Source organism: Zoogloea sp. (genome assembly GCF_041914405.1).
Lineage (GTDB): Bacteria > Pseudomonadota > Gammaproteobacteria > Burkholderiales > Rhodocyclaceae > Zoogloea.
In genome coordinates this window covers 90,015-105,540 of sequence record NZ_JAYSDK010000011.1, presented here as the reverse complement: position 1 = coordinate 105,540, position 15,526 = coordinate 90,015, and the positions used below count along the sequence as shown (strand labels likewise).

General features: G+C 68.7%; 11 protein-coding genes. 6 read left to right on the top strand and 5 right to left on the bottom strand.

Going from position 1 to position 15,526, the window contains the following annotated elements; translation table 11 throughout:
• Window positions 1-14: 14 nt before the first annotated feature.
• From ACE3RX_RS09095 to ACE3RX_RS09085, 3 genes are all read right to left on the bottom strand, one after another.
• Window positions 15-1,400, bottom strand: a complete 1,386-nt coding sequence (locus ACE3RX_RS09095; protein WP_374482556.1) for a DUF1329 domain-containing protein — start codon at window positions 1,398-1,400, stop codon at window positions 15-17.
• 182 nt (window positions 1,401-1,582) lie between these two features.
• Entirely contained in the window at window positions 1,583-3,265 is a 1,683-nt protein-coding gene (locus ACE3RX_RS09090; protein ID WP_374482554.1) for a class I adenylate-forming enzyme family protein, read from the bottom strand.
• Between the two features lie 68 nt (window positions 3,266-3,333).
• The gene (locus ACE3RX_RS09085) at window positions 3,334-4,407 is read right to left on the bottom strand and encodes an MBL fold metallo-hydrolase (RefSeq protein ID WP_374482552.1); all 1,074 of its coding nucleotides are present in this window, start codon (window positions 4,405-4,407) and stop codon (window positions 3,334-3,336) included.
• Between the two features lie 142 nt (window positions 4,408-4,549).
• Between ACE3RX_RS09085 and ACE3RX_RS09080 the strand changes: the two genes are divergently transcribed.
• The 6 genes from ACE3RX_RS09080 (at window position 4,550) to prpF (ending at window position 13,157) form a co-directional block, all read left to right on the top strand.
• Window positions 4,550-5,881, top strand: coding sequence for a spinster family MFS transporter (locus tag ACE3RX_RS09080; RefSeq protein WP_374482550.1), 1,332 nt, complete (start codon window positions 4,550-4,552; stop codon window positions 5,879-5,881).
• A 108-nt stretch (window positions 5,882-5,989) separates the two neighbouring features.
• Window positions 5,990-7,093: a Rieske 2Fe-2S domain-containing protein gene (locus tag ACE3RX_RS09075; RefSeq protein WP_374482548.1), complete on the top strand. Its 1,104-nt coding sequence runs from the start codon at window positions 5,990-5,992 to the stop codon at window positions 7,091-7,093.
• Window positions 7,094-7,268: 175 nt separating this feature from the next.
• Window positions 7,269-8,498: a helix-turn-helix transcriptional regulator gene (locus ACE3RX_RS09070; RefSeq protein WP_374482546.1), complete on the top strand. Its 1,230-nt coding sequence runs from the start codon at window positions 7,269-7,271 to the stop codon at window positions 8,496-8,498.
• 146 nt (window positions 8,499-8,644) lie between these two features.
• Window positions 8,645-10,300: a DUF1302 domain-containing protein gene (locus tag ACE3RX_RS09065; RefSeq protein WP_374482544.1), complete on the top strand. Its 1,656-nt coding sequence runs from the start codon at window positions 8,645-8,647 to the stop codon at window positions 10,298-10,300.
• Window positions 10,301-10,323: 23 nt separating this feature from the next.
• Window positions 10,324-11,697 carry a DUF1329 domain-containing protein gene (locus ACE3RX_RS09060; protein WP_374482542.1) on the top strand — a complete coding sequence of 458 codons (1,374 nt, stop codon included), beginning with the start codon at window positions 10,324-10,326 and terminating at the stop codon, window positions 11,695-11,697.
• A 197-nt stretch (window positions 11,698-11,894) separates the two neighbouring features.
• Window positions 11,895-13,157, top strand: a complete 1,263-nt coding sequence (gene prpF / locus ACE3RX_RS09055; protein ID WP_374482540.1) for a 2-methylaconitate cis-trans isomerase PrpF — start codon at window positions 11,895-11,897, stop codon at window positions 13,155-13,157.
• Here the strand turns inward: prpF and ACE3RX_RS09050 are convergent.
• On the bottom strand, window positions 13,138-14,373 hold the full coding sequence (locus ACE3RX_RS09050; RefSeq protein WP_374482537.1) for an acyl-CoA dehydrogenase family protein: 1,236 nt from the start codon (window positions 14,371-14,373) through the stop codon (window positions 13,138-13,140). The two genes, prpF and ACE3RX_RS09050, sit on opposite strands and share 20 nt — an antisense overlap.
• Window positions 14,374-14,377: 4 nt before the next feature.
• Window positions 14,378-15,502 (bottom strand): acyl-CoA dehydrogenase family protein, encoded by a 1,125-nt coding sequence (locus tag ACE3RX_RS09045; RefSeq protein ID WP_374482535.1) that lies wholly within the window; start codon window positions 15,500-15,502, stop codon window positions 14,378-14,380.
• Between the last annotated feature and the right edge of the window lie 24 nt (window positions 15,503-15,526).

The window sequence follows — 15,526 nt, the reverse complement described above, 5'->3', positions numbered from 1 at the left end:
CCCCGGTGCAAGGATCAGTTGCCGGCCGAACGCAGCGCGGCCGGCGTGAATTGCTCGGGGCTCAAGTCGCCCTTGTTGAGGATCGGGCCGATGTCCCGCTCCTGGAACAGGTTGTAGGCCATGTAGCTGCCCGAGTTCAGGTCGTGATAGAAGCTCGAGCCGGCGTGCCAGGCGTTGAGGTCGAAGGCGTAGTAGTAGTTGATGTAAGCGTGCTGCCACAGCTGGCCACGGGTGTCGTAGTAATCGCCCATCACCGCATGCCAGTTGTCCTCGTCGATGAACATCACGCGCTTGCCGAAGACGTGGCGGTAACCTTCCTTCAGGTCGCCCTCCAGCACCCACACGCGGCGCAGCTCATAGCGCATGTACTCCGGGTTCTCGTGGCCGGGCTTGAGAAGGTCGGCGTACTTCACGTTCTTGCCGTGGATCTTGTAGGCGTTGGCCGGGATGTACATCTCGCGCTTGCCGAGCAGCTTCCACTCGTAGCGGTCCGGGGCGCCGTTCATCAGGCGGTCCGAGTCGATGGTGAGCTTGCCGCCCGTGCCGGCCATCGGCGTGTCGTAGCCGTACTGGGGCAGCTGGCGCACGCGGCGGGTGCCCGGGTCGTAGTTCCAGGCCAGGCGCTTGGCGCGGGCGAAGTTGACCGGCTCCGTGGAGGTGGTCATCGTGCCCTTGTCGCGCTCAGGCAGCAGCGTGCCGGTGATGGTGTAGGCCATGGTGCCTTCCATCGGCTTGCCGAGGTTGTCGGGCTGGGTCACCACGTTGTAGTTGCGGTTGATCTGGCGACCCCAGGTGATGTTGCCCTTGGAGTTCACGTCGGCGATGTCGCGGCCCAGGTTGTTCTCGGTGAAGGCCCGGTACGGGAAGTTATGGTTGGCCAGCACTTCCATTGCCGACTTCGGGATCGGGAAGGGCACCGGCCCCATCACGCCGGTGAAGCCGAGGCCGTTGTCGATCAGCTCCGCCTCGCGGGCGTTCTTTTTGGCCAGCTCGCAGATCCTGTCCGGGTAGCGGAAGTCCCGGTGGCCGGGATAGACCGGAATGCGGAAGCTGTCCGGATAGCGGGTCAGCATCGCCTTCTGGCCATCGCTGAGGCGAGAGGCGTACTGGGCCATGTTGGCGGCACTGATGGTGAACAGCGGCTTCTCGCTGGCGTAAGGGTCCACCGGATGCTGCCCCACATGCGGGGTGTACTTCACCCCCGGCGGCGTACCCAGCCACTTGCCGGAGAAGGCAGGAATGCTGCCATCCTTATTGGCGCCGGCTTCGGCACCCATACAGGTGAGTTCCTTGCCGAGCTTGACGGCCTCTGCTTCGGGAACCTTGGCGCTGACGTTCGCTGCAGCGATGGACAGGGCCAGGGTGCTCATCACGGGTAGCCATGACGGGGTTCTTTTCATTTGTGTCTCCTCCGGAGGCCTGGCGGCCTCCTGGTCTGAATGGTCAGAGGTGTGGATGTCCAGCCAGGCAACCGGGGTTGCCGCTATTCATCCGGGACCATTCTTCGGGGAAGGCGACACCGGAACATCGTCCGAGAGGACTAAGCAAACCGGACCTCCCCCGCAGAGGTCCGGTTTGGTGCTCAGGCGGGCAAATACTCCCGCTTCAGGTCGGCCTTGAGGAGCTTGCCGGCCGGGTTGCGTGGCAGGGCCAGCGAACGCACGAAGATGCGCTCCGGCACCTTGTAGGCCGCCAGATGGGCGGCCACGTGGGCACGCAGATCCTCCGCCCGTAGCGGGCTGCCCTCGTCCACCACCACCGCAGCCGCCACCGCCTCGCCGGTCTCCTCGTCGGGCATCGCAAAGACCGCCGCCTCGCGCACCGCCGGCAACTGCAGCAGGCAGGATTCGACCTCCGCTGCGGCGATCTTCTCGCCGCAGCGGTTGATCACGTCCTTGATGCGGTCCACGATGAACAGCAGCCCCTCCTCGCTCACGTAGCCCACGTCGCCGGTATGGAACCAACCATCCTGCAGCGCCGCGGCGGTGGCCTCCGGCGCGTTCCAGTAGCCTTCCATCACCGTCACGCCGCGCAGCCAGATCTCGCCGACCTGCCCTTCCGGCAGCGGGGTGCCGCCAGGATCGACAATCCGCACGTCGATAATCGGCGACACCAGCCCGGAGGACTTCGGCTGGTAGCGGAACACCGAGCCGGACACCGCTGCGCCGACGCCATTGCTCTCCGTCAGCCCGAAGCCGATGCCCGACATCTGCCCCTGGGGGCTGCGCAGCACCTCGTCGATGGCCCGCTGCGGCAGGCCTGCGCCGCCGAAGCCCAACCCGCCGAGGCTGGCCGTGATCGCCGGATCGTTGAAGCCCGGTTCGGCCAGCAACTGCATGACCATCGACGGCGCGCCGTTGAACTGGGTCACCTTCTCCCGCGCGATCAGTTCGAGGGCCGCGGCCGGGTCCCAGCGGTGGGTGAACACCAGCCGCCGGCCGTTGCGCAGCGCGTTGAGCAACTGGGCATGGAGGCCGCTGACGTGGAATAGCGGCACGGCAGTGAGCGTCGTCGGCGGCAGGCCACGGGCCATGATGGCCTGCACGGCCTCCGGCGAACTCATCGCCGACACTGCGGCGATGAAGTCGATGTTGAACAAGGCCTGGCACACCGCGCGCTGGGTGGACAGCACGCCCTTGGCCCGGCTCGTTGCGCCGGAAGTGAACAGGATCAGCGCCGCATCGTCGGGCGTTACCGTCACCTCGGGCCGTTGTGGCGCCGGCTGGGCGGCCAGCTCCCGGTAGGCGTGGGCACCCGCCGCGCCGTCGTCGGTTACGACGACTTCGAGGCTCGGCGGCAGCACCCCGGCAAGCCGTGCATGGCGTTCGGGGTCGCAGAACAGCACCCGCGGGCTCACGTCGGCCAGTGCCGCAAGCAGCTCCTCGGCCAGCCCGAAGCTGTTGAGGGGTACCGGCACCGCACCGATCAGCGCCGCCGCGGCAAAAGCCACCGCCCACTCAGGCCGGTTGCGCATGGCAATCGCCACCCGCTCGCCCTTGGCGATGCCCAGCCCGTGCAGACGCGCGGCGACGGCATCCACATCGGCAAAGAAGCGGGTAAAGCTCCAGTGCGCGTCCCGATAGACGATGAAGGGTTTGTCGCCGTGGCCGCGGCTCGCCTCGATGAGCGCCGGCAGGGTCGGGAAGGCGTTGCGGTAGCTGCGCTGCGTGTAGCCGGCCACCTCGCGCTCGACGAGTTCGAAGGGGCCGCCGGGGGCGAGCAACTGCGCCCGGCACTGCAGCGCCAGGTCCAGGGAATGAGTCATCGTGGTCTCCTCGCCGGCCGCTGTCGGGCGGGCCGGGCGTTGTTATGGTTGTCTCGCGGCCGCCAGTCTCAGGCAGCCACGCTGAATCGGTAAACCCCATCCTCATCGAGCACGCGCACCACCTGGCCGTCGTAGCGCAGCCAGGACAGGTGGGCGACGGTTTCGCCGAGGGCCATCATCTCCTCCACCGAGCTCAGGCGGCGCGGGAAAAGTCGCCCCATCACCTCGAAGGCGGTGGCAGAGTCGGCCTCCGCGAGGGCCGCCAGCACCAGCCCAAACTGGGTGTAATGATGATCGCGCAGTCCGACGACACGGGCCGGCAAGCCGGTGAACACCTTCTCATGGGACGGCAGCACCAGCGTGTCCGGCGCCAGCTTCTCGAGCCGGTCGAGGGATTCGAGCCATAACTGAAGCGGATTGCCCTCCGGCTCGATGCTCGACACCAGGACGTTCGAGGTGATGCGCGGCAGCAACTGGTCGCCGGCGATCAGGATGCGGTCGGCGGCGCAGTACAGGCAGGCGTGCTCCGGTGAATGCCCCTCGCCGACCACCACCTGCCAGCTCCGCCCGCCGATGCGCAGGGTCTGCCCGGCGCGCAGGCGCTGGAAGCTCTCCGGCTGCGGCGGCAGAAAGGGGTCGCGGCGCAGGCCGCGGATCATCGCATCGATGCGCTCCGCCGGCATGCCGGCGCGGGCATGGAACAGCCGCAGCCCGTCCGGCTCCGGCTCGGGCAGCGGCACCGCCAGCGCCCGCATCATGTAGAACTCCCCGTGGGTCATCCACAGCGGAATGTGGAAGCGCCGCGTCAGCCAGTCGGCCAGCCCGGCGTGGTCGTAGTGGAAGTGGGTGCACAGCAGGCCCTTGAACGGCAGCCCGTCCAGCCGGGTGGCGGCGATCTGCTCCCACAGGGCCCGGCTGGTTTCGGTGTTGAGGCCGGTATCGACGATGTACCAGCCATCGTCGTCGCGCAGCAGGTAGACGTTGATGTGGTCCAGCTGCATCGGCATGGGCATGCGCGCCCACAGGATGCCCGGCGCCAGTTCCACCACGGCGCCGTCGGGGGTGGGTGGGTCGAAGGGAAAAGCCAGCGGGGCGGCGGCTGCAGCCGCCGGTGTGTCGGAATCTCGGGCGAAGTCAGCCATAGGCCCTCCTTGTTGGGGTACCTGAATCTAGGCGCCATGCCTGTGCATGCAAAACGTCCAAAAGGACGATGCCCGCACTCCTTCGCGAGCCCAGCATGCCCCGCCATGGGCCAGCCTGCCCGCCCCCCCCCGAGGACTCTCCATGAACGCCGCCCCCCCGCCCAGCGTCACCTGGCGCACCCACCTGAGCCTGCTCCTGCTGGCCCTGGTCTATGTTTTCTCCTACATCGACCGCACCGTCATCGCGGTGCTCATCGAGCCGATCAAACGCGAGTTCGGCGCCTCCGACACCGCCATGGGCCTGCTCACCGGCCTCGCCTTCGGCGTGCTCTACGCGGTGATGGGCGTTCCGCTCGGCCGCTACACCGACCGGGGCGCCAACCGGCGCAACCTGGTTGCGGTGTGCTGCGGCCTGTGGAGCTGCGCGACGATGGCCTGCGGGCTGGTCGGCCAGTTCTGGCAGCTGATGCTGGCCCGCATGGGCGTTGCCGTCGGTGAGGCCGGCGGCATGGCCCCGGCCATCTCGATGGTCTCCGACCTTTACCCGAAGGAGCGCCGCTCGCTGGCCATCAGCCTGTTCATGGTCGGACCCCACGTCGGCCTGATCCTGGCGATGGCATTCGGCGGCTGGATCGCCCAGCAGTACGGCTGGCGTGCCACCTTCCTGACCTTCGGCGCTCCCGGCCTGCTCCTGGCCGGCCTGCTGTGGCTGCTGGTCCGCGAGCCCCGCCGCGGCGCCTTCGACGGCTCCAGCGCAAAGGCCGCCGCCACGCCGGACAGTGGCTCGCTGCTGACCCAGGTGCGCACGCTGCTCGCCATCCCGGCCTTCCGCTACGTGTGCCTGGGCTGCGGGCTGGCCGGCGTGGCCGGCTACGGCTACGGGATCTGGGTGCCAACCTTCCTGGTGCGCAGCCACGGCTTGCCGCTGGCCCAGGCCGGCCTGCTGTTCGGCCTGGCCAGCGGCCTCGGCGCCGCCGCTGGGGCGATCTTCGCCGGCTGGTATTGCGACCGCCTGACCCGCCGCCACGTGCGCTGGCAGATCCTGATGCCCCTCGGCGGCGTCGCCGCCAGCCTGCCGATGGGCATCGCCTTCCTGCTGTGGCCGGCGGAGGGTCAATGGGCCATCGGCGCACTGCATGTGCCCCACGCCATGCTGTTCGCCGCCGGCTTTGGCTTTTTCAACAGCTGGTGGCCGCCGCTGTCCTACGCCGCCACCAGCCACATGATGGCGTCCCACCAGCGGGCGATGGGCGCAGCCATCCTCAACCTGTTCCTGACCCTCTTCGGCGCCGGCTTCGGCCCGCTGCTGTCCGGCGCCCTCAGCGATCTGTTCACCGCCAGTCTCGGCCCGGCCGGCCTGCGCTACGCGCTGGTCGCCACGCTGCTGGTGATGCTCGCCACGCTGTTCCTGTTCTGGCGTGCCGTGCGCCCCTACGAGGCCCGCCTCGGCGCCCTTGCCACCACCGCCAGTTGAAGAAAGCGGAAAGCTCCGGCGCCCATCGTCCGAACAGGGTATGCGGCGCCGGATGCAAATCCACAGAATCTCCGGGGACACCCAAACACACCGACACAAGGAGGACACATGGCCACATCCAAGGACTACCGGCTGGGCGAATACACCTTCCCCCGCGGCTGGTTCATGATCGCCGACGCGGAAGAGCTGAACACCCACAAGCCGCTGGCGGTACGCTTCTTCGGCATGGACTTCGCGCTGTACCGCGGCCGCGCCACCGGCAAGGTGGTCCTGCTGGACGCCTACTGCCCGCACATGAAGACCCACCTGGCGGCGCCCAACAACACCTCCTACGTGGTGGTGGACGGCGGCGGCAGCAACGTGGAAGGCGACGGCATCCGCTGCCCGTACCACGCCTGGCGCTTCGACGCCAATGGCAAGTGCGACGACATCCCCTACCACACCGGCCCCATCCCGGCGTCGGCCTGCGTCAAGTCGTGGACCGTCGTCGAGAGCCTCGGCGCCATCTGGGTGTGGCACGACCCGGAAGGCGGCGAACCGGAATGGGCCCACCCGAGCCTGCCCCAGTGGGACGACCCGTCCTGGGTGCGCTGGAAGTTCGATCACCTGGGCGTGCTCAACCAGCACCCGCAGGAGGTCATCGACAACATCTGCGACTACGGCCACCTGAGCCCGATTCACGGCTCCACGGTGCAGAAGTACGAGAACGAATTCGCCGGCCACACCGCCACCCAGCGCCAGTGCGGCCCGCACCGCACCCTGGTGGGCGCCGACGGCATCAGCCCGATCCTGCACACCCTGACCACCTACCACGGCCCCGGCGTGCTGCTGTCCGAGCTGACCGGCCTCTACGAATCGGTGCTGATGATCACCCACACTCCGGTGGACGACGGCAGCGTCAAGGTCTGGCATTCCCTGCTGGTCAAGTCGCCGGGCGGCAACGACGTGGTCACCGTGGCCGACACGGTCGCCGCACGCCAGTTCCAGGAGTCCAGCCGCCTCGCCTTCGCCCAGGACTTCGAGGTATGGACCAACAAGGGGCCGTGCCTGAACGGCCTGTTCATCCCCAGCGACGGCCCCTTCATGAAGGCCCGCATCTGGTACAAACAGTTCTACAACCCGCGCGCCAAAAAGCAGGAATTCCTTGACCAGTGCGAGGGCGTCTATGTGCCCAAGGGCGCGATGCCATATAGCGAACCCGTGATGGCCTGATCTGCCGCACCGGGTTCAAACGGCCTGCCGCAGCACGCGGTGGGCCGTTTTCTTATCACGGGCCACGATTACCGAGTCCGGCCATAACGAAACACCACAACTCGTCCGCCCGGACGATGCCGGCCCGCGACACCCCATGGAACCCTAGGCGGAACGCCACTTCTCGCTCCGGACCGTGACGCCCTTCGCCTCCCCCCTCGTTGCCTCCGTCAGCCCTTCCCACCCACATCACGAAACCTGCCAATCAAGCCAGGCCGCCGACACCGACGCCCTCTTCCGTCAGGCAGCCATCGGTTTCGCCGATTTCGACGCGCTCATCGCCCTGCTGCAGGACGGTCCCTTCGAGGACCGCCCGTGGCAGGGCTGGCTGGACGCCATGCGCCTGCGCCTGGGCGCCAGCTACGTGTCCCTGCTGCTGCCGCCAGCCCTGTCCGACGGTGGCTGGTCGGCCCTCTTCGCCGGCCGCGCCGAGCCGGACCTGACCGCCCGCTACACCGGCTCGCTGCACGCGCTGGATCCGTTCGTGAACCTGCCCCGCGACCGCATCATGGCTGTCGAGGAGCTGATCGACGAACTGGACTGGCTGGCCAGCGCGGTCTACCAGTCCTACCTGGCGCCCCTCGGCGTGCGTTACCTGATCGGCGCGGACCTGGCGCTGGCGGACGGCCGCGTGTGCCGCTTCCGGGTCAGCCGCGGCGCGGGCGACGGCCGTTTCGGCACAGCCGAGCGCGCCCTGTGCTCACTGCTGCTGCCCCACCTGCGCCGCGCGGTGCGCATCCACTCCACCGTCGAGGCGCTGGAGACGGAGCGCCAGCTCCATTGCGGCACCGTCGAACGCCTCGCGGTGGGCACCCTGCTGCTCGACGGGCATGGCAAGGTCGTCGCGGCCAACCGCGTCGCGAGGGACATCCTTTCCGGTGACGACGGCCTGCAGCTGATCAACAACGAGCTGCGCCCCCACCTGCGCCGCGAACGCCAGGCTCTATCCGAACTCATCGCCCAGGCCGCAGGCGGCGAAGCCGAGCAACCAGGGCTGGTCGCCGGCCTGACCCTCAGCCGTCCCTCTGGCCGCAGCCCCTACGGCGTGCTGGTCCGCCCCCTGCGTCCGGCGGATGGCCTGATATACGGCGCCCGGCCGGTGGCCGTGCTGCACATCAGCGACCCCGAGCGCCAGGTCGGCGCCTCGCCGGCGGTGATCCGCGCGCTGTTCAACCTCACGCCGGCCGAGGCCGGCCTGGCCCTGCTGCTCGCCGACGGCATCACGCTGGAGGAGGCCGCCGTGCGCCTCGGCAGCAGCCGCCACACGGTGCGCAGCCAGTTGCGCAGCATCTTCGCCAAGACCGGCGTCACCCGCCAGACCGAGCTGGTGCGGCTGATCCTGCGCAGCGTCGCGCCGCTGGGCTGACGCCTCCGCCGATCCATCCCATTTTTCATACCCCTATCACCCGTATGGGTGATGCGGCCACGCCATACCCATCGGCACCATGGCCTGGCCGTGCCCGGCACGGTGCACACAACAAGACCGACAGACCCACCATACGAGGAAGACCCATGCCCCACCTGGACATCCGTCCGCCCCGGCACGCTGCCCGTTCCCTGCAGCCACGCCGGCTCCCGCTGCTGGTCGCCCTGGCCTGCAGCCCCGCCTGGGCCGGCCCCAGCTTCACGCTGGACGACGCCACCACCGTCGATACGTCCCTGACCCTGTCGTACACCAGCTCGATGCGCACCGCCAAGCCGGCGAGCGAATACCTAGCCGACCTCAACAACGACGACGGCAGCCGCAACTTCAAGCGCTACGGCCTCATCAACAACCGGGTGAACCTGCTCGGAGAGGTCAAGTTCAAGCACGACAACCTGGGCGGCATGCTGCGCGGCAGCGCCTTCTACGACAGCGTTTACCGGGGCAGCAACGACAACGACTCGCCCGCTACCGTCAACAAGATCGGGCCGGCGGACGAGTTCGTCCATGACACCCGCCGCCTCAGCGGCCAGAACTCCCGCCTGCTCGAAGCCTTCGTGTACGGCAACTGGCTGCTCGGCGGCGAGCACCCGCTGTCGGTCAAGCTTGGCCGCCATGCGGTGGTGTGGGGCGAGAGCATGTTCTGGCCCAACATCAGCCAGGGCCAGGTGCCGGTGGACGCCACCAAATTCAACGTGCCCGGCACCGAGGCCAAGGAAGCCTACCTGCCGGTCGGCCAGCTGTCCGCCAGCCTCGGCCTGACGGACGCCCTGACGGTTACCGGCTACTACCAATACAAGTGGGAAAAGAGCCGCCTCAACCCGGTCGGCGATTACTTCGGCAGCGACTACTTCGGCCCCGGCGCCCAGTTCTTCCGCCTGGCGGCCGGCACGGTGTCCAGCCTGCCCGACCACAGCTTCACCGTCGCCAACTTCGCTGGCGAGCTGAGCGCCCGCGACTCCGGCCAGTGGGGCCTCGGCACCCGCTACCAGCTCAGCGACACCACCGAACTGGGCCTGTTCCACTATCGCTATCACGACCGGGTCGGCGCATTGCTGTTCGATTTCACCGGCAGCACCCGCTACTCGTCGGTACCGCGCTTCGGCGGCCTGGGGGGCAGTGCGCCCTATTTCCAGCTCGCTTACTTCGAGGACATCAAGCTCACCGGCCTCAGTCTGAGCACCAAGATCGGCGACTCCGTGCAGCTCGGCGGCGACCTCAGCTACCGCGACGGCGCGCCGGTCTACCTGGACAACGGTGCCCCGACCCGCGGCCGCTACGTGCAGGGCAACGGCAACTTCGTCTACATGCTCGGCCCCAGCGCCATCGCCCACCAGACCACGCTGATGGGCGAAGTGGCCCACCAGCGCATCACCGGTGCCGACACGCTGACCATCAGCGGCGGCCTGCCGACCCAGAACGGCGACTTCAACCGCTTCGTCTATGACGGCCAAACCCGCAGCACCACCGTCGGCGGCTTCGGCGCCCTGTTCGACTACCCCAACCTGTTCAGCGGCTGGGACCTCAGCACCAAGGTGATCTGGACCCAGAACCTGGCCGGCAGCAGCTTCTCCGGCATGGGCCGTGACGAGCGGCGCCTGACCCTCGGTGCCGACTTCAAGTACCTCGGCAACCTGCAACTGGGCCTCACCTACGTGGGCTATATCGGCTCGCCGAGCCTGCGTGACGGCCGCAGCCTGTCCGACCGCGACTACCTCTCCTTCAACGCCAAGTACACCTTCTGATGCCCGATAACCAGGAAGACACCATGAGCAAGAAGATCACCGGCCTTGTCCTCGGCGCCGCCGTGGCCCTGCTGCCGGCCTCCGCCGCGCTGGCCAAGGCGGCCCCCGACGAGATCGCCCGCCTCGGCAAGGACCTCACCTGCGTCGGCGCCGAAAAGGCCGCCAACGCCGACGGCAGCATTCCTGCCTTCAGCGGCAAATGGCTCGGCGTACCGCCGGGCGTGGACTTCAAGGGCACCGGCCACCACCCGGTGGATCCCTACCCCAACGAGAAGCCGCTGTTCGTCATCACCGCCGCCAACATGGCCCAGTACGCCAACCGCCTGTCGCCGGGCCAGAAGGCGCTGTTCACCCGCTACCCGTCCACCTTCCGCATGCCGGTGTATCCGTCCCACCGGGACTTCCGCTTCCCCGACGCGGTCTGCAAGACGGCCCTCGACAACGCCGCCAGCGCCGAGCTGATCGACGGCGGCGAGGGTGTTGCCGGCACCGGCGGCGGTCCGCTGTTCCCGCTGCCCAAGTCCGGCCTCGAACTGCTGTGGAACGCCAACGCCCCCTACCGCGCGTGGACCGAGGAACTCGTCTCCGACAACGCCTACGTGCTGGCCGACGGCAAGGTGAACTGGGGCCGCGTCAAGTCGCGCAACTTCGCACCGCCCAGCGAACCCGGCAAGCGTGGCAAGACCGTCGGCCACTCGTCCTTCTACATGAACGAAACCCTGCTGCCCGAGCGCGACAAGGGCGAGGTGAACACCGGCACCGAGTACTGGAACTTCGCCAAAGAGCCGCGCCAGAGCTGGCGCTACGATCCGGGCACGCGGCGGGTGCGGCAATCACCCGGCTACGGCTACGACATGTCCTTCCCCGGCACTGGCGGCTCCATCACCGTGGACGAGGTGCGCCACTTCAACGGCTCGCCGGAACGCTTCAACTGGAAGATCGTCGGCAAGAAAGAGCTGTACATCCCCTACAACGCCTACCGCTTCCACTCCGGCAAGCTCAAGTACAGCGACATCATCCGCCCCGGCCACGTGAACCCGGAGCACATGCGCTACGAGCTGCACCGGGTGTGGGTGCTCGAAGCCGAGCTCAAGCCGGGCTTCCGCCACCTGTACGGCAAGCGCGTGATGTACCTGGACGAGGACACCTGGTTCATGGTGATGGCGGACAACTACGACACCCGCGGCGAGCTGTGGCGTACCTCCATGCTCAACTACTTCTACGCCTACGAGATGAACACTTGGCAGGCCGGCGTAGGCCTCTACCATGACCTGAATGCCGGCACCTACCTGGCCTTCAACCTCATCAACGAGCAGCCCGGTGCCTACAAGCTCAACGAGGGCAAGTTCAGCGAGCGCGACTTCGGGCCGGAAGCCGCGCGCCGCGCGGGGCTCTGAGCCCTCCAGGGCGACGGCCGCCGGGACGCTTTCGGCAGCCGTCACCATCCACGCCGGACTGACCGGGAAGGTCGCACCTCCCCCGGTCCGCCGCAAGCGCTTCGCTTTCCACCTCGCTCCTGCCGGCTCACAGCGCGCCGCACGTCCTACAATGCCGCGCTGACGATTTCCCGCCCCGCGCCGGCCAGGAGCCCGACATGACCCGCAGCACCACAACGTCTCCCGCCGATCTGCCTCCAGCTTTTCCGGCACAGATCCGCATCCCCGCCACCTACATGCGCGGCGGAACCAGCAAGGGGGTGTTCTTCCGCCTTGACGACCTGCCGGAAGCCTGCCGCATGCCGGGCCCGGCCCGCGACAGCCTGCTGCAGCGGGTGATCGGCAGCCCCGATCCCTACGGCAAGCAGATCGACGGCATGGGCGGCGCCACCTCCAGCACCAGCAAGGTGGTTATCCTGGCCAGGAGCGCCCGACCCGAGCACGACGTGGACTACCTCTTTGGCCAGGTCGCCATCGACGGCGACTTCGTGGACTGGTCCGGCAACTGCGGCAACCTGTCGGCGGCGGTCGGCCCCTTCGCGATAACGGCCGGTCTCGTGGACGTCGCCCGCATCCCGGCGGACGGCCTGTGCGCGGTGCGGATCTGGCAGGCCAACATCGGCAAGACCATCATCGCCCACGTCCCGCTGCGCAATGGACACGTGCAGGAGACCGGCGATTTCGAACTGGACGGCGTGAGCTTTCCCGCCGCCGAGATCGCGCTGGAGTTCCTCGATCCAGCCGAAGAGGGCGACGCCGAGGGGGCTGGCGGCGCCCTCTTCCCGACCGGCCAGCCGGTGGACGAGCTGGAACTGCCCGAAACGCTGATCGCCGGCGGACGGCTGCGCGCCACGCTGATCAACGCCGGCATTCCGACCATCTTCGTGAACGCCGCCGACCTCGGCTACCGGGGCACCGAACTGCAGGACGCCATCAACGGTGACGCCGCCGCGCTGGCCCGCTTCGAGGCCATCCGCGCCCACGGCGCGCTGCGTATGGGCCTGATCCGCAGTCTCGCCGAAGCGGCGACGCGGCAGCACCCCCCCAAGATCGCCTTCGTCGCCCCGCCGGCCGATTACGTCGCTTCCAGCGGCAAGGCCGTCGCGGCGGCTGACATCAATCTACTGGTGCGTGCCCTGTCGATGGGCAAACTGCACCACGCGATGATGGGTACGGCGGCGGTCGCCATCGGCACCGCCGCCGCCATCCCCGGCACCCTGGTCAATCTCGCCGCGGGCGGCGGCGAACGCAACAGCGTGCGCTTCGGCCACCCGTCCGGCACCCTGCGCGTCGGCGCCGAGGCACGCGCCACAGGCAGCGGCTGGGTGGTCACCCGCGCTGCCATGAGCCGCAGCGCCCGCATCCTGATGGAAGGCTGGGTGCGGGTGCCGGGCGATGCACTCAACCCGCCAGTTGGCTGAAGGGTACCCCCTTGTCCGTACGCGGCTCCGGCGGCAGCCCCAGCACCCGTTCGCCGACGCTGTTCTTGACGATCTCGTCGGTGCCGCCGGCGATCCTCATGCCGGCCGCGCCGAACCACAGTTGCTCCACCAGACGCCAGGCTTCGCCCTGTTCCTCAGCGGCGAGCACGCCGCGTTCCCCTTGGAGGTCGATGGCCAGGTAGCCGAAATCCTGCAACGTGCGGGCGCCGACGATCTTGGCGATGGACAGCTCCGGCCCCGGCTCGCGGCCCTTGCCGAGGGCGGTCAGGCCGCGGGCCTGCAGCAGCCACAGGCCGTGGGCGTTGAGGTAGAGATCGGCCAGGCGCTCGCGCATGCGGCCGTCGGCCAGCGCGCTGGCGCCGTTGAGGCTCGCTTCGCGCATCATGCCGGCGGCGGTCTTCCATAGGCCCGGCGGCATCACACCACCGATGGACAGGCGCTCGTTCATCAGCGCCGTCACGGTCACCTTCCAGCCGGCGCCCACCCCGCCGACCCGCTGCGCGTCGGGAACGAATACGTCGTTGAAGAACACCTCGTTGAATTCCGCCTCGCCGCTGGCCTGGCGGATCGGCCGCACCTCGACGCCCGGTGCCTGCATGTCGATGAAGAAGCTGGTCAGGCCGTCGAACTTCGGCACGTTCGGGTCGGTACGCGCCAGCACCATGCCGAACTGGGCGAACTGGGCGTAGGTGGTCCATACCTTCTGGCCGTTGAGGATCCAGCCGTCGCGCCCGTCGGTGCAGCGCTCGGCGCGGGTCCGCACCATGCCCAGGTCCGAGCCGGCGCCCGGCTCGGACAGCAGCTGGCACCACAGCTCCGTGCCGTGCAGCGCCGGGCCGACGTAGCGCGCCCGCACTTCATCGCTGGCATGCACGAAGAGAGACGGGATGACCATGCCGAGGCTCACCGCGAAGGCGTTGGGCGGCACCTCGAACTGCCCTTCCTCCTCCCGGTAGATCACTTCCTGCATCGGCGTGCCGCCGCGGCCGCCAAAGGCCGCCGGCCAGGTGATCGCGCCGTAGCCGGCCGCCGCCTTGCGGCCCTGCCATTCCCGCGACGCGGCCATCAATTGTTCGGCATTGAGACCGCGGCCGTAGACCTGGTCCGGGCGCGTCCTGCGCGTGGCGTTGGCTTCCAGCCAGGCGCGGCATTCGGCGCGGAAGGCGGCTTCGTCGGGAGAGTCCTTGAAATCCATGCGATTACTCCTTGTGATCCTGCGGCGCCGCCGCGTCGTCCAGGCGAGCTTCCAGCTCGCGCACCAGGCGCTCGTTCCAGGCGTGGCGGCTGCCCAGCGCCACGGCCAGCTGGCGGGCGCGGCGGTAATAGAGATGACAGTCCATCTCCCACGTGTAGCCCATGCCGCCGTGGGTCTGGATGTTCTCCTGGGCGGCGTAGCCGAAGGCGTCGGTGGCGGCGATGCGCGCACCGGCCGCCGCCAGCCCCAGCTCCGGCGCGTCGCAGGACAGGGCCCAGGCGCCGTAGTAGCAATGGGCGCGGGCCATCTCGTTGCGCGTGTAGATGTCGGCCAGCTTGTGCTTGATACCCTGGTAGGAGCCGATGGCCCGCCCGAAGGCCTTGCGCTCGCGGGCGTAGCCGGCGGCCATCGCCAGCGCGCTGTCGGCGCCGCCGAGCTGCTCGAAGGCCAGCAGGATCGCCGCCCGGTTGCGCAGCGTGTCGAGCAGTGCCTCTGCGTCGTCCACCGCGTCCAGCGCCTCGGCCGGCGTGGCCTCGAAAGCCAGCGCCGCAAAGCCGCGGCTCGGGTCGATGGTGGCCAGGCGGCGGCGCGCCACGCTGGCACCCAGCTCCGCGACCACCAGCAGCGGCCGGCCGTCGGGACCGTCGGCCAGCACCACCGCGAAATGGGCGGCCTCGCCATCCATCACCAGCGGCGCGCTGCCGTGCAATGCCTTGCCGTCGAAGCGGGGGCGCGCCATCGGGTTGCCATCCAGCGGCGCCGCCAGCGTGGCAATCTGCCCGTCGGCGACGCGCGGCAGCCAGCGCAGCTGCTGGGACTCGCCGGCCCCCAGCAGCAGGGCCTGCACCGCCAGATACAGCGTCGATGCCAGCGGCACCGGCGCCAGCTGGCGCCCGGCCTCTTCCGCCACCACGCACAGCTCCAGCGCCCCCAGCCCGTGCCCGCCGCAGCTTTCCGGCAGCATCAGCGTATTGACCGCCATGCCGCCCAGCCCCGCCCACACAGTGGCGCTGTGGCTGAGGCCCTGGTCCATCACGCGGCGGGCCTCGCTCAGCGGCGACTCATTGACCAGGAACTTGCGCAACTCGTCGCGCAGCAGCTGCTGGTCGTCGGAAAAATCGAAGTTCATCAGCCTGCCCTCATCCGCTCAGAT